10 protein-coding genes and 1 pseudogene are annotated in these 14,771 nt (G+C 56.9%); all 11 read right to left on the reverse strand.

Features of this window, described 5'->3' with window-relative positions:
* Positions 1-45 precede the first annotated feature (45 nt).
* Positions 46-1,932 (reverse strand): annotated as a pseudogene (locus ACXM2N_RS07175) (ribonuclease J); the annotation flags it as partial.
* 150 nt (positions 1,933-2,082) lie between these two features.
* Positions 2,083-2,988, reverse strand: coding sequence for a 4-hydroxy-tetrahydrodipicolinate synthase (gene dapA, locus ACXM2N_RS07180; RefSeq protein ID WP_458487298.1), 906 nt, complete (start codon positions 2,986-2,988; stop codon positions 2,083-2,085).
* Between the two features lie 526 nt (positions 2,989-3,514).
* The gene (locus ACXM2N_RS07185) at positions 3,515-3,715 is read right to left on the reverse strand and encodes a YbdD/YjiX family protein (protein WP_458487300.1); all 201 of its coding nucleotides are present in this window, start codon (positions 3,713-3,715) and stop codon (positions 3,515-3,517) included.
* Position 3,716: 1 nt separating this feature from the next.
* Positions 3,717-5,891 carry a carbon starvation CstA family protein gene (locus ACXM2N_RS07190; RefSeq protein ID WP_458491064.1) on the reverse strand — a complete coding sequence of 725 codons (2,175 nt, stop codon included), beginning with the start codon at positions 5,889-5,891 and terminating at the stop codon, positions 3,717-3,719.
* A 411-nt stretch (positions 5,892-6,302) separates the two neighbouring features.
* On the reverse strand, positions 6,303-7,055 hold the full coding sequence (gene thyX, locus ACXM2N_RS07195) for an FAD-dependent thymidylate synthase (RefSeq protein WP_458487302.1): 753 nt from the start codon (positions 7,053-7,055) through the stop codon (positions 6,303-6,305).
* Between the two features lies 1 nt (position 7,056).
* Positions 7,057-7,800: a 4-hydroxy-tetrahydrodipicolinate reductase gene (dapB, locus tag ACXM2N_RS07200; protein ID WP_458487304.1), complete on the reverse strand. Its 744-nt coding sequence runs from the start codon at positions 7,798-7,800 to the stop codon at positions 7,057-7,059.
* Between the two features lie 83 nt (positions 7,801-7,883).
* Entirely contained in the window at positions 7,884-10,319 is a 2,436-nt protein-coding gene (locus ACXM2N_RS07205; RefSeq protein ID WP_458487306.1) for a tetratricopeptide repeat protein, read from the reverse strand.
* A gap of 11 nt (positions 10,320-10,330) precedes the next feature.
* Positions 10,331-12,085: an HSP90 family protein gene (locus ACXM2N_RS07210; RefSeq protein WP_458487308.1), complete on the reverse strand. Its 1,755-nt coding sequence runs from the start codon at positions 12,083-12,085 to the stop codon at positions 10,331-10,333.
* Between the two features lie 140 nt (positions 12,086-12,225).
* Positions 12,226-12,840: an ABC transporter ATP-binding protein gene (locus ACXM2N_RS07215; RefSeq protein ID WP_458487310.1), complete on the reverse strand. Its 615-nt coding sequence runs from the start codon at positions 12,838-12,840 to the stop codon at positions 12,226-12,228.
* A gap of 238 nt (positions 12,841-13,078) precedes the next feature.
* Entirely contained in the window at positions 13,079-14,125 is a 1,047-nt protein-coding gene (locus ACXM2N_RS07220; RefSeq protein ID WP_458487312.1) for a hypothetical protein, read from the reverse strand.
* Complete coding sequence (locus tag ACXM2N_RS07225; protein WP_458487314.1) at positions 14,118-14,711, reverse strand: ABC transporter ATP-binding protein; 594 nt, start codon at positions 14,709-14,711, stop codon at positions 14,118-14,120. Before ACXM2N_RS07225 ends, ACXM2N_RS07220 begins: the two co-directional genes overlap by 8 nt.
* Positions 14,712-14,771: the final 60 nt, after the last annotated feature.

Genomic DNA, 14,771 nt, shown 5'->3' on the forward strand with positions numbered 1-14,771 from the left:
GCGCTCAACACCAGATGGTGTTGAGCGCTTAACCTACTTTACGGCTTAGAGACTTGGGCGGGACTGACGGACGTCCTCATCATCGACCGCCTGATGATCAGGTGACGTAGTTGGCACCACCGTTGGCATGATCATTGGCTTACGACGCCACTTCTGCTCCACGAAGCGGGATACTCGACGGCGAACCTGGCCAACCATACGGTACGGATCATTCTCACCCTCAGCTGCAAGATCATTCATGATGGTCTCAACAAGCTCAGTGACCTCTGGCATCATCGCAACAGCATCGTCCGAGAAGCCCTTTGCCTGGACAGATGGGCGTTCCAGCAAACGACCGGTGCGGTTATCGATCACAGCAGTGATGGCAATCAAGCCACCCTCACCCAAAGAGGTGCGCTCCTCGAGAACCTCTGCATCGATATCACCCATGGTGGAGCCGTCAACGTAGAGATTACCAATTGGGATCTGTCCGACAACAGATGCACGACCATCAACCAAGTCAACAACGACACCGTTTTGCGCCAAGACGACACGGTCACGCTCGACGCCAGTGGAGATTGCCAGCTCCTTGTTGGCGCGTAGGTGACGCCACTCACCGTGCACAGGCATTGCGTTCTTAGGCCGCGCCGCGTTGTACAGGAACAGAAGCTCTCCAGAGTAACCGTGGCCGGAGGTGTGAACCTTCGCATCGCGACCAGTAATCACGGTTGCGCCAATCTGCGCAAGCATGTTGATGACTCCGAACACGGCCTCCTCGTTGCCCGGAACCAGCGAAGACGACAGGATGATCAGGTCACCGTCACGGACGGTGATCTGACGGTGCTCACGGCGTGCCATTCGGCTCAGCGCAGCCATCGGCTCACCCTGGGTACCTGTGGTAATCAGCATCACCTTGTGCGGTGCCATCTTAGCGGCGTCATCCATAGAGATAATGGTGCCGCGAGGCGCCTTCAGGTATCCCATTTTCTCCGCAATTTCCATGTTACGGATCATGGAGCGACCATTAAACGCAACCTTGCGTCCTGCAGCAACGGCGGCGTCCACAGCGGATTGCACGCGGTAAACATTGGACGCAAACGACGCGAAAATAACACGCTGCTTTGCTTCCATGACGAGACGCTTGATGGTTGGCGCCAGCTCTGCTTCAGACCCAGATACACCAGGGGTGGTGGCGTTAGTGGAGTCACACAGCATCAGGTCTACGCCCTCGTCACCGAAACGAGACAGGGCTGGGAGGTCTGTCGGGCGACCGTCAGTTGGGGTCTGGTCCAGCTTGATGTCACCGGTGTGAATGACCAAGCCCGCGCCGGTCTTGATAGCAAGGCCAAGACAGTCTGGGATGGAGTGGTTCACTGCCCAGAAACGGATATTGAACGGCCCGCGATTCTCGTTGGACTTCTCATTCACCTCGATCAACTTTGGACGCTGGCGGTGCTCACGGCACTTTGCAGCGATGAGAGCGAGGGTGAACTTGGACGCGATAATCGGGATGTCACCACGAAGCTTCAGCAGCCAAGGGATAGCGCCGATGTGGTCCTCGTGGCCGTGAGTAACAACCAAGGCCTCAACGCGATCAAGGTGATCCTCAATAGGGCCAAAATCAGGCAGGATAAGATCCACGCCTGGCTCACCAGAGGATGGGAACAGTACACCGGCGTCAACGAGCAGCAGGCGGTTGTTGTATTCGAAGACGGTCATGTTGCGACCGATCTCAGAAATACCACCCAGTGCGTAGATACGCAGACCGTTCTTTGGTGCCTTTGGAGGCTGCGGCAGGCGCTCCGTGAGGTCCGCGCCCTGCATGGACTTCACCACGTTGCGGCGACCACGGTTGTTGTTTCCGCCGTTGTTGCGGTTATTGTTCTTAGCTCCCCGGTTATTGTTGCGGCCGTTGCCACTACGGTTACTTCTATTTCCGCGGTTGCTGTTTCGTCCACCCTTGTTGGCGTCGGCGTTGCCGTTAGCCTGAGTGGAGTCATTCTTTGGTTGTTGTTCTGGCGCCTGGAAAGTAGGTGCCTCCGCTGCCTCAGGTGGGCCCGCCTTTCGGGTAGCCTTCCTGGACCTGGTGCGGGATTCAGTCATTTATAAAACTCCAGCTTTTTCTAAGTCGTGGCGTAGCTGCTCTACCTCTTGCTCGTTCGGAGCGACAATCGGCAGCCGTGGATCGCCAACTTCAATACCCTGGAGACGGAGCGCAGCCTTTGCAAAAGCCACGCCACCCAAGCGTCCTTGGGCCGCCACCAGTGGGGACAAACTAGCGTTGATGTCTCGAGCCTTGTCAAGATCACCGCTAATGAAACTTTCACGCATATCGCGCAACTGCTGAGGAGCCGCATGCCCAATGACGGAAATGAAACCGGTAGCACCCACAGAAAGCCACGGAAGGTTCAATGGGTCATCGCCGGAGTACCACGCAAGTCCAGTCTCTTTAATCAGCGTCGTGGCCGCAGCAACATCACCCTTTGCGTCCTTCATCGCCTTCACGGTTTCAAGCTCCGCGATCCGGCGGATCGTATCGGGATCCACTGGGATAGCCGAACGCCCCGGAATATCGTAGGCGCAAATGGGAAGATCAGTTGCCTCAGAAGTTGCAACGAAATGCTGGTAAACACCCTCCTGGCTCGGCTTGGAGTAGTAAGGAGTGACTACCAGTAGCGCATCAGCACCCGCCTCAGCGGCTGCTTTTGCATTCTCGACTGTCGTGGCGGTGTTATTGGTGCCAACACCAGCTACAAGCTTGATGTGCTCCCCCACCTGTTCACGTACAGCCTTGAGCAGGTCAAGTTTTTCCTTCAGCGTGGTGGTTGGGGATTCACCGGTGGTGCCGGCAAGTACCAATGCGTCACACCCGTTATCAACGAGGTGCTGTGCAAGCTTCTTGCCGGCAGCAATATCAAGATCACCATTGGCGTCAAAAGGAGTCACCATGGCGACGGAGACTGTACCGAAGTACTCTGCTCCTGCGTTCGCTGTTAGACCTGTGCTCATGGTAGGTAAGGTTACATTGCTTAACGGCCAAAGCGCACCTTACACCCCTGGAAATAATAAACAGCCGCAAATTTTTGAGACTATAGCGACTCCCAGCAACTACTAGCTGAAACCTTTACCGATACACATACTAGAGTTGCGCATCAAATTATGTTTTCCGATGCGGATGAAGAGGAAGCGACTAAAGGACAGCGACGTTACTTAAAGGCTGTCCAGACGCAGCGAGCACGACCTGCCGACGATTTTTCTGCCCAGATTTGGTTCGTGTTAACGCCAGATGCATCTCGAACGGACTGCACGATCAGGCACGCGTGTGCGAACTCCCCATTACGTTCCGCAGCACACTCAAGTAAGCCCCACCACGAAATGCGCTTCCCAGAATGGCCCGCCTAGTATACGAATTACTCTGCTGCCCTATATTACGAATTACTCTGCTGCCCTATATAACGTCAAAGAAAGCGGACGACAGCATAAAGCCGCAGGGATTTTCGGGAAGAAGAAAATTCCTGCGGCTGTCAGTTACACGCTAGCAACAGCGCGACGCTGGGCTGCTTTCTTGGTGGTCATAGCGCGCACGCCAATACTCCTTTTTGGTAGGAATCTCAGCGTCTGGGTGATGTGTGGTCAGGTGTCTGACGTAGTTGTCATAGTCATGATCTCCTACTACTCCACCAAGCCACCACCAGGCCCCCTTGAGCGCATTCCATACTGAAACAAGCGGATTCATTTTAATGTCCTACGTGCGCGCCAGGGTTGCGCGCATCCCATGCAGCTACTAGTGGCTTCTCGGCGTCTGTAGCAGTGAGCCCAGTTGGCGCGAAGTAAGCGGATGGGATAAACGGTTCCTCGCTGGTCTCGGGTGTCTGACCTGCTGCGTGCTGCTTTGCAGCCTTGACAGTAGCGATAATGCAGACTGCAACGACGATGCCCACCAAGATTGCATAGAGAATGGACAGCGAGCCCTGCACCGCGGTGTTGCGGATGACGGCGTCGATTGCTTCTGGAGTTTTGGCCGTTCCAAACTCTGTCAGCCCTTGCGCCTTGGCATCCTTGAACTGGGAATGCTGAGCCCAGTAACCAATAGATGGAATGGACGAGAAGATCTTCTGGAAAGAAGCGTAGAAAGTTACCACAACGTCCCAGACCAATGGAATACCTGGGATCCAGGCGTACTTCAGCCCGCGCTTCTTTACCACTACCACCAGAATCAACGAGAGTGCGATGGCTGCCAGCAGCTGGTTTGCGATTCCAAATAGCGGGAAGAGCATGTTAATGCCACCAAGTGGATCAGTAACTCCCATCAGCAAAATGGCGCCCCATCCGCCACAAACAACCAAGGTGGCAATCCATGCGCCTGGCTTCCAGTGCGGATCCTTAAACTTGCTCATTCCCGGCACGGCACCAAAGGTGTCAGACAGCAGGAAGCGGGCGACACGGGTACCGGCGTCAATTGTGGTGAGGATAAACAGCGCCTCAAACATAATGGCGAAGTGATACCAGAACGCCTGCAAGGTGTCATTGCCAAAGATGTCCGTCAGGATCTGAGACATACCGAAGGCGAAAGTTGGGGCGCCTCCGGTGCGGGAGATAATGGACTCCTCGCCGATGGCTGCAGCTGCACCACTGAGTACGCTTGGATCAATGTCCGCACCGCGCAGGCCGAGCCCATTGACGTACTGTGCAGCCAGCTCAGGGGTGCCACCAGTAACAGCAGCAGGTGCGTTCATGGCAAAGTACAGGTGCTGGTCAATGATGACCGCTGCTACTAGGGCCATCATTGCCACGAAGGACTCGATAAGCATGGAGCCGTAGCCAATCATGCGCATCTGTGCTTCCTTCTCCACCATCTTTGGCGTGGTACCCGAAGATACGAGCGCGTGGAAGCCCGACAGCGCACCACATGCAATCGTAATGAACAGGAATGGGAAGAGGTTGCCCGCGAACACTGGGCCCGTTCCGTCCAGCGCGAAGTGGGTAACGGCGGGCATCTGGATGGTTGGACGATCAATAAGAATGCCCACAGCCAGCAGTGCGATAACGCCGATCTTCATGAAGGTAGATAGGTAGTCACGTGGCGCCAGAAGGAGCCAAACCGGAAGGATAGCCGCAACGATGCCGTAGATAATCAGGCACCATGCGAGGGCTTCCTTAGACAGGGTGAACCAGTCTTGTCCCCACGAGGTTTCCGCTACCCAGCCGCCTCCAGCGATGGCCAGAACGAGCAACACAACACCAATCAGCGAGGTTTCCATCACTGCGCCTGGGCGCAGGAAGCGCATGTAAATACCCATGAACAACGCGATTGGGATTGTCATGGCGATGGAGAACACACCCCATGGAGACTCTGCTAAGGAGTTAACCACGACAAGACCCAAAACTGCGATGAGCAGAATCATGATAGTGGCGATGGCGAACATGCCAATGGCACCACCGAACGAGCCAACCTCATCCTTGAGCATCGCGCCAAGAGAGCGACCCCGACGTCGGGTAGAAATCCACAGAGTGAGGTAGTCCTGCACTGCGCCAGCCAAGATCACGCCGATGATAATCCACAGGGTGCTCGGCAGATAACCCATCTGCGCTGCGAGGATTGGGCCCACAAGTGGGCCAGCGCCCGCAATCGCAGCGAAGTGGTGACCAAACAGCACACGGCGGTCTGTGGGCATGAAGTCTTTGCCATCGTTGTCGTATTCAGCGGGCGTTGCGCGATCCGCGCGGGGCTTCACTACCTTCAGCTCGATGTAGCGGGCGTATGTAGTAAAGGCGATGATGTAGGAACCCACCGCTGCGAGTACCAACCACACAGCATTGATGTCCTCGCCACGGCTAAACGCCAAGATACCCCAGGCAATTGCTGCGATGATGGCAATGGCGGCGAGGATGATTTTCTTTGTCAGCGTCATGGTGCGCTGATCATTGACACCAACCGGCAAGTCTGTTGCGGAGCTGGTGACGTACTCCACTCCTTGAGGCGGGGCAGGCAGCGTAGCAGCGCCCTGCGCGTGAACCTTATCGGACACGGCTTTATTCTCCTTGTCTCGCTTGAGATACCTATTTGTTCCGAGCCAGCGAGCAGTTACGGGCACCTATCAAGAGAATTAAGGTGTCTCTGGCCGATTATTCAGCCCGGAAATCCCACTTTATGAGACTTCATATCTCACGTAGTGAATGAAGATATATTGCCACACATCAGACAAGTTTCCCAGTTTTTGTCCCCACCATCCCCCGACCCACCATCGGTACATACAGGCGCACATGACTAAACCCCGCTACCTAAGGAAAAGGTAGCGGGGTCAAAACGGCCTTTCAGGAGGCTAGAAATCTGTGACGTACGGGCTTGTTGCCATCTGCGAGCCATCAGAAAGCGTTGCTATATCAAAGTCCCCAAAGACCACAGGGGCCTTGTCCTGCAGTAGCTTTAGGCACTCCACGGCCAGCTGACGCAGCTCAACATCGGCATGCTCCGTGGCGCGGGCAGCAATGAAGTGCCGCCAAGCTCGGAAGTTACCAGTGACCACAATGCGGGTCTCCGTGGCGTTCGGGAGGATCGCGCGGGCCGCTTGTCGGGCCTGCTTCTTTCGAAGCAGGGCATTGGGTTCGTCGGCAAGCTTCTCCTCCAAAGCATCCAACAGGTCGTTGTAAATGAAGCGAGACTCGTCCACCGCATCCGTGAAGATGCGATGAAGCTCCTCATCCTGCGCGATCAACGGCGGGATCACCACCTCCGCCTCGTTCTGATGAACAAAACGCTGGGACAGTTGGGAAAAGGAGAAGTGACGGTGGCGAACCAACTCGTGGCTGGCCGCGCGCGATAGGCCACGGATGTAGATCGTGGCCGTAGGATGCTCCAGCAGAGCATTGTGCCCGACTTCCATGATGTGGCGAATGTACGCCTCATTAGTGGCGGTGCGAGGGTTGGGCTTGTCAAAGCTCTCGTAACAAGCGCGGCCGGCAAACTCCACCAAGGCCTCTGCACCGGTGGCGTCCGTCTCCCATGCGACGTCTTCCGGTGGCTCAAAGTGGGTGTAGCCCAGCAGCTGGACGGATAGTTGGGACTGCTTGGCCATACTAGATATCCAGATAGTGCTCTAGACCCACGGTCAGGCCCTCGTGCTGGGCAATGTTGCGCACGCCCACCAGAACGCCTGGCACAAACGAGGTACGGTCGTAAGAATCCTGGCGGATCGTCAGAGACTGTCCCTGGCTACCGAAGATTACCTCTTCGTGTGCCACCATGCCCGTCATGCGCACAGCGTGGACCTTGACGCCATCAACGTCAGCACCGCGTGCGCCGTCCAAGGTCTGATCGGTTGCATCGGGAATGGCGTCCATTCCAGCTTCCTTGCGTGCGGCCGCGATGCCCTCAGCCGTATGGATAGCAGTGCCGGATGGCGCATCCAGCTTGTTTGGGTGGTGGTATTCCACTACCTCAGCCGACTCAAAGAACTTTGCAGCCTGCTTAGCAAACTGCATAGTAAGCACGGCGGAGATGGCGAAGTTAGGCGCGATCAGAGCGTGGCCACCGCCCTGCTTAGTCCATTCTTCCACCTGTGCCAGGCGCTCTGGGGTAAAGCCGGTGGTGCCCACAACGGCGTGGATGCCATTGGTGAGGCAGTACTCGAGGTTGTCCATAACCACGCCAGGGGTGGTGAAGTCCACGATCACCTCTGCGCCGTTCTCCTTCAGCAGTTCTAGAGAGTCATCGCGATCGACTTCTGCAACCAGCTCGAGGTCATCTGCAGCATTGACACCTTCGCAGATAGCTTGACCTACACGGCCTTTAGCACCGATGACTCCAACTTTGATGGTCATGAAAATCTCCTTCTACTATGTTATCCACCCAAGTGTAGGGCGTTTCGCTGCAACCGTGGGCAGCGAAGCGCCGTTATTTCCGCTCAGCCGAGTTGGTGACGAACCTCGGCGATCAACTGAGCAAGCTCCGGAGTCATCGATTGGTTAAAGACGGCATGGGACTCACCCTTAGCCAAGAACTCTCTGGCTCGCTCGGGGTCAAAAGCGTTCCAGCCCGCCTGCTGAACGTAAATCATCGCAACCTCTTCGTGTAACCCAAGCTCAAGCTTCTCGTTGATAGCCTCCGCAGCCGCCTCGTCCGCAAGATCAGGGCGCTCTGCTAAAGCTAGGGCACTCGCTTCATTGACCAGCAAATCCGCCACAATGAAGCGTGCGAACTCCTGCGATTGGCAGTAGGTCTTCGCTCGGTGACGTCCGTCAGCAAAAATAGTGCGGATCTGCTCGATGTCACCTGCGGACAGCTGCCACGGTTGACGAGCAATACACACGCCGTACCACGTGCGGATCTGAGCTTCCGTAATGCCCAACGGCACATCCTTCAGCATCCGCAAGGCTTGTGTTAAAAGCCAGTGGAACTCATCAAATTCGCGCGCGGCGAAGTAACGTATCGCGGCCTCGCTGAGCCAATTCGCCTGCTGCTCCGGATCTCCCTGCCGTTCAGAGATCTCCACCGCTTGCTGGGCGGCGGTATAGAGGTCATCTTCACCGGTGAGCACCTCAAGGTACTCCTGCCTTAGACGCACAATCGCATCCGAGTACACCGGCGTGGTCTTGATCTGGTCCACATTCATCAATGCGTTCTCTGCCACGGCGGCAATTTCTGAGGTCCGGCCAGCCCGCTTGAGAACATCAATGAGCTCCAGTGCTACCGTCACATGCTTTCCGCGAAGTCCTGCAGCGGCTGCGGTGTTGATGGCCTCACGCAGGTATGTGATGGCATTGTCCTGACCGCAGCGAGCCACCCCTACCAACGCAGCAATGCGGGTGAATACCGGATCCGAGTGGGAATGAGGATCTTGGGCAAGGAGGTCGCGATACAGTTGCACCGCTAAAGTGGCATCATCGTTGTGGAGAGCGGCGTCTGCACGCGCCAGCTCAGTAGCACTGTCACCGGCCACCAACGTGTAGTAACGGTCAGCGGACAGCCCCTTTTCCGCGGCGAGCTCAAGGTATCCACTCTCGTTATGACCGGTCTGCCGGTGGAGTTCAATGAGCTCGTCCACGCTCAAGGCCGCGCTGTAACGACCAAACGCAAAGGCCACCGACTCTCGCGCGGGCTCCGCGCGGGCCGGTTCGGCCGCCTGTTTGAGGGTGTCCTCGATCTCCGTCATCAAGCCGGAGACGTCAATGACCATGTCATCGTCCACGCTTGCCGACGTCACATAGGCATCCGGTGCCACGGCGTTCACATCAGCGATGGCCTGCTCTAGGTCCCGGGCGGCGGTGCCGCCGTCAAGGCCTGGGCGGGCGTCGAAACGCTTGGCAATGCCGCGGGCTACGAACATGCACCAATCAAAAGCTGCCTTGACCGTTGGATTCTCAATAGTTTGCTCGGGCTGCCACGGCAGCTGGGAACCAGGAAGCGTGATGGGCAGCACCTGATCTGGGTCATTAACCGCACAGACCATGGCGCTGGCTTTAGCGATCTCCAACAAGAACACCGGATCCTCCGACTCCATCCACCACGGCAGGTGGCGGATGAACATGTCTAGCCCACGCTTGGCGCAACCGGCGCGCCCACCCGCGGCTAGCTTAGCCATCAAACGCATATGAGCCGGCAGCAGCCACGAACGCGCCGGGGAGGTCTGAATGTAGCGATAGGTACGCACATGAGTGTCCCACGCCTTGTCGGGGTTACCAACCTTCAGGTACGCACCCATGAGCAGCGCCTGCATGGAGTACGGCTGCGACGCACACGTCATTTCGCCCGACTCAATGGATCTCTCCCCAAGCTCAATGGCTTTCTCATACTCCTCCTTATCAATGAGATAAGCCACCTCTACTTCCGGGTCACACGCTGGGCAGTTAGACAGGTGGGTAAGCTCCGCGTTCTGCCAGTTATTGTGCGCCTGCTCCGCCATGTCCGTGTCACCAACCATGCGAGCGAAGTCATAGTCTCGCTGGAACAACGCGCGACGGGAATCACCAATGGTCTTGTAGAACTCGTGCGACGCCTCGAGCATCTCCGCCAACTGCGCCACCGGCACCTCCGGAATGTTACTCATCGCGCCGTAAGTGTGCCGGTACGCCCAAGCAAAACCGTACAGCAGGTCCTCGGTGAACACCTCTGGATGCTCCCGATAAATCTTGCGCACCTGCACAAACGGCGCCAACACCTGAGGCAGCTTATTCTGGGAGTGATAACTGGTAACCAAATTTAGAAGGCAAAATACCTCCTCCTCCAGCTTGCCTAGCTCACGCGCCAACTGCGCCGCCTCAGCCCACAACCCAGCAGCGGACCCGTTATACCCCATCGCGTGGGCGCGGCCCATGAGTTCTTCCAGCTTGTCATCATTCACGACAAAGGCTCCTACAGAGAATTGTTGATCAGGGTACTAAACAAAGACGTGGACCAGCCGCGAGCCTGTTGGTCCAAATCGTGACGCGCCGCCAACAGCGCCTGGACATACAAGCCACGGAAAGCAGCAGTAAGCACAGGCGAAGGCTCCGCCGCGGCCAGCTGATGGATCATGGGCGAATCCGCGTTGAGAATCAACTGGTGGCGGATAGGCTTGCGCTGGGCGCTGGCGTTCACCATCCCCACAAGGCTCGCCAACGGATCATCAATACCAGCGGCTTCCTCGCTGATACGCTGGGCGGCGGCAGCGGATTCATGAAGGAACAAACTCGGCATGTCGGATGGCTTAAAGGAACGCAACGTTACTTGTACCATCTGTCCCCGGATTGCCTCCTCGCAGGCGGAGACCGCATCCATCAACTGCATGCGCTGGGTGGCGGTGGGTTCTTCTAGGCTATCGAGGAGGGTGCCGGCGTCCATCTCTGCGATGATGGCGTCCGGGTAATCCAGTTTCAGCAGTTCAATGAGCTCCGCGTCGAAGGCATAGCCGGCGTTGACCACGCACAGGTTGCGCGCCGCGGCCACGGCCGCGATGGACTCGTACGCCGTGACGGTGCGGGCGAAACGAATGCTGCCGTATTCGGCGAGGACCTCGTCGAAGGTCTTCTCGCCCACCGTGGTGGGCACGGGCACGGTGCGTGCCACGAGCCGGCGAGTGGGCTCGTCGATAAGCGCAAGAGACTTCAGGCCCACCCGGTGCAGATCTACAAACTGGGCGAACTCATGCGGCGAGAGTTCACTAAGCCGCACCAACCAATCGCGCAGCTGCTCCCCCAAGCGCTCGCGGACCTCCGCGAGCAGCTCATCATCCGCGAGCTGCTCACGTGAGGCCGTGGGTTTAAGATTCTCCACGTCAATGACCACGCGGGCGAAATACGCCCACTCCGGCAGGATCTCGGTGATGCGATCACCCAACAACATGCGGCGCAGGAACACCATGTGCCTAACCGACTGGCCTGGGTGCGCGCCACGCGGCTGGATAAAGGCCACGCCACGCACCCCACCGATCAGGTCATGCAGCTCAACGACGTCAAACGGTTCGAAACCGAAGTTTACTTTGCACCACTCGCGCTGGCCTTCATCCGTCATCTCCCACGGAGCCGCACCATAGTTCTGCGGCTGACCGTTGATGGTGATGTCCACATCGAGGAATCGGCCGAAATAATGAACAAGCTCAGGCACGCGGGCAAAGTCAAAGTCCTGGGCATGTAGCTCCACCAGCGAGCCAGGGCCAGAAAGCTCCGCAGGCACCTCTTCTTCTGAAATCGCCTCAGTACTCCACGTGCCGTTGCTGTGACCAATCCACCGCACAGGTTGATCAAGGGCATCCACGCTGCGGGAGTAGACGGTGATGGTGTCTGACACCATGAACGCGCTGAGCAGGCCAATACCAAACTGGCCCAGGTAATCCTCGCGGTGGAAGCCGAACTCATCGCGCTTGCTGGACGCGCCGATTGTGGCCAGCAGCTCGCTGGTCTGCGCCAAGGTCAGGCCACGGCCGGTGTCTTTAAACTTCAGGTTCGCGCCGTCGATCGTGATGTCCACGCGGCCGGGCGCTGATGGATCGTCCTCGCGGCGCGCGGTGATGGCGTCCACAGCGTTCTGCAGGAGCTCACGGACGAAAATACGCGGGCCTGAATACAGATTGCGGGACAACAGCTCAACCATGCCCGCCAAATCAACTTGAAAGTTTCTATCTTGAGCCATCTGCCTAAAATTCAGCCCCCAGCATTGACACGGTTAATTGGTTACAAAGCAAAAGGCACATGCCTTGGAAAAAGCATGTGCGCTTCAAAGCGCCCACCATTCTACTAATGGCAGCGGGCAATTAACACTCAAGAAACGGCCTAAATTCCAACCACAGTTGGGGTATCTGGCGAACCAAGATCCAGCGTGCGTTCGGCTGAAGCCATCACCACATCATCCTCACTTGCGACAATCACGGTTATACCTTCTGCAGCAAAGCTACGCAGCTCCTTTACGACGATCTCGTTCCACTCCTCTTCCAAATCCCGCGCTGGCTGATCTAACAGCACGACCTTGCCTGGGGTAAGCAGGCTCAGCGCCAGATGGACTCGTTGGGTCCGCTCGATAGTGAGATCGTCTGGCTTCGTGTCAAGGAATCCCTCCAGCAGCCAAGTGTCAATCGCCTTGTCTGCGCTCTCACGGCTCACATCACCGGACTCAACCAGGCGATTAAAGTGATCTTCTACCGTTAGCTTGTTATCTAATACCGGCGTACCGATCAGCTGGATCTGATCTCGCACTGCGTCCAGCGTCTTGCCTTGAAAAGTAATCTCACCACTCAGCGGCGCGATAACACCCGCCAAGGTCTTGAGCAGGGAGGTCTTACCCGAGCCCTGCAATCCCGTGATGCACGTAATAACACCAGGGACAAACACGTAATCAATTTCACCCAGCTTGTGCTCTGGGTATCCGAATTCACACTTTGCTTGCAACATGCGCACTATCGTAGACGAAAAACATTGCAAATGAGACTTGCGTCACAACTATTTTTACAATTTACCCAAGCCACACCCGCCTACCAGCACGAAATTACCCGTTAAGAGATATTTTTGCTCCGCAAATAAATGAGGGCGCAACCTAGCAACTTTTCGAATTCGAGGCCCTTTGGAGCCCTTTTCGCCGCGTGGTTTTAAACAAAACGCGACTACACAGCAGGCTTTAGGGAGACAGCCTTTACAAGACGTAGGCAAGCGCAACCGCGCCTGTAACTAACGCTGGCCAAGCACACGAGTAGTAGCGCAGCAATCCCACCGGCACGATCGCACCAGTATTTGGGTCATACACTACCGAATGTTGCGCCGTGCGAGGTTGCCCGCGCCACCAGCCGGTCACCACCACCATGACTACAAACAGTGCGAGGAAAGGCAGTGACAACGCCCCACCGAAGACCAAGGTTGCGATAACACCTCCCAGTGCAGCCCAAGCTGTGAGGAAACCTAACTCCACTAGGTGGGAGCTCTCCACCATCGACGCAAGGCTATTCAAGCTCACTGCGCGGTAGACCCCCGCCGCGAGCAGTGACCACGACACCGCGAACGGCACCAGCGCCAGCCCACCGAGGTGTACTGCTGCAATCACGGTGGCAGCAACGACAGCTAGGGCGATGAGCAGCAAATAGCTTCTGCGTACTAGTCTGCGCAGACCTATGACAGCCTGGCTTGCAGTAGCGGGCTTGGCAGTTGGTTCCATACCCCACAGAGCAGCGAGGGCATTACTGGAGGTATCGGCGTCATCAACGTAGATGAGGGCTAGGGTGGCGTCACGACGCCTGCCGTTAGACAGCTGCGAGTAAAGCTGTTGCTCGCGCGAAAGACCTACAGCAATGCGAGCTCCGGCAGCGATGAGCGCACCTACGAACACGGCTACTGGCTGAGGGAAAACAAGGAAGGTCAGTGCGCCCGCTATAGGGAATACACCCATGATCTGCCCTACCATGGACCCCGTGAATGCAGGCCACTTCCCCGCCGGTTGGTACTTATACAGCCAGGCCCGCTCACTAAAGCCCACGAATGGAAAAGCCTTTTCCAGGAGCACGACTACACACACCAGAAGCACCACCAGCGCAACTGCCGCCACCATTAAAGGCATCTCACGTGCAAGCGAAAGGTCTTCAGCAACAAGGCCAAGCGCTTGCAGCGCAGCCCACCCGAAGCCCGCAATGAGTCCGATGATGATCAGGCCATAGATGAGATCGCCTAGACGGGAAAGTGCTTTAACCAATACCCAACACCTCATCAGCGCGGGAGTGAATCACGTCATCATGACTAGCGACGATTACCACGCGACCTGAGTGAGCTAGCAACGACAATTCATCCGCGAGGAAGCCAGTCCACTCTTGATCCAGGTGGCGTTCTGGCTCGTCCAAGAGCATAACCTCGCTGGGATTGATAAAGCTCAGCGCGAGAAACAGGCGTTGAAGCTGCCCCGAGGACAACATTCGCGGGGCGAATTTTCTTAGCTCATTCACGCGCCACACCTCTAACGTTTCTGCGGCGTGGGCTTCTGCGTTTTTCATGACCAAGTCGATGTGCTCGCCGACGGTGAGATCTGGGATGAACACAGGTGCGCTCACGCTGTGGACGCGCCCGGCGGCAGCCTTGGACGCGACGTCAGCTCCGTCGATAGTCACTTGCCCACTCAGCGGTGCGAGCCGGCCACCCATAGTCTCAAGCAGCGTGGACTTACCGGAGCCGTTGACGCCTTTCAAGCTAACAAACGAAGGTGCCTCGAACTCTCGGTCGATGGATCCTAGGACCACGTCACCGCTGCCGCTGGGATAACCGTACTCACAGTGCGCCACAAACATGTCACCCAGTTTATTAGAAAATCGACTTCACCAAAGGCAGCATCAAAGCCCCCAAGGCAC

The organism is Corynebacterium sp. ZY180755 (genome assembly GCF_054331495.1).

Excerpts from the sequence above, each read along its gene's own strand:
- ACXM2N_RS07210 (WP_458487308.1), bottom strand. The coding sequence starts at position 12,085 with ATGGCTCAAGATAGAAACTTTCAAGTTGATTTGGCGGGCATGGTTGAG.
- ACXM2N_RS07225 (WP_458487314.1), bottom strand. The coding sequence starts at position 14,711 with ATGTTTGTGGCGCACTGTGAGTACGGTTATCCCAGCGGCAGCGGTGAC.
- ACXM2N_RS07190 (WP_458491064.1), bottom strand. The coding sequence starts at position 5,891 with ATGACGCTGACAAAGAAAATCATCCTCGCCGCCATTGCCATCATCGCA.
- dapA (WP_458487298.1), bottom strand. The coding sequence starts at position 2,988 with ATGAGCACAGGTCTAACAGCGAACGCAGGAGCAGAGTACTTCGGTACA.
- thyX (WP_458487302.1), bottom strand. The coding sequence starts at position 7,055 with ATGGCCAAGCAGTCCCAACTATCCGTCCAGCTGCTGGGCTACACCCAC.
- ACXM2N_RS07185 (WP_458487300.1), bottom strand. The coding sequence starts at position 3,715 with ATGAATCCGCTTGTTTCAGTATGGAATGCGCTCAAGGGGGCCTGGTGG.
- ACXM2N_RS07215 (WP_458487310.1), bottom strand. The coding sequence starts at position 12,840 with ATGTTGCAAGCAAAGTGTGAATTCGGATACCCAGAGCACAAGCTGGGT.
- dapB (WP_458487304.1), bottom strand. The coding sequence starts at position 7,800 with ATGACCATCAAAGTTGGAGTCATCGGTGCTAAAGGCCGTGTAGGTCAA.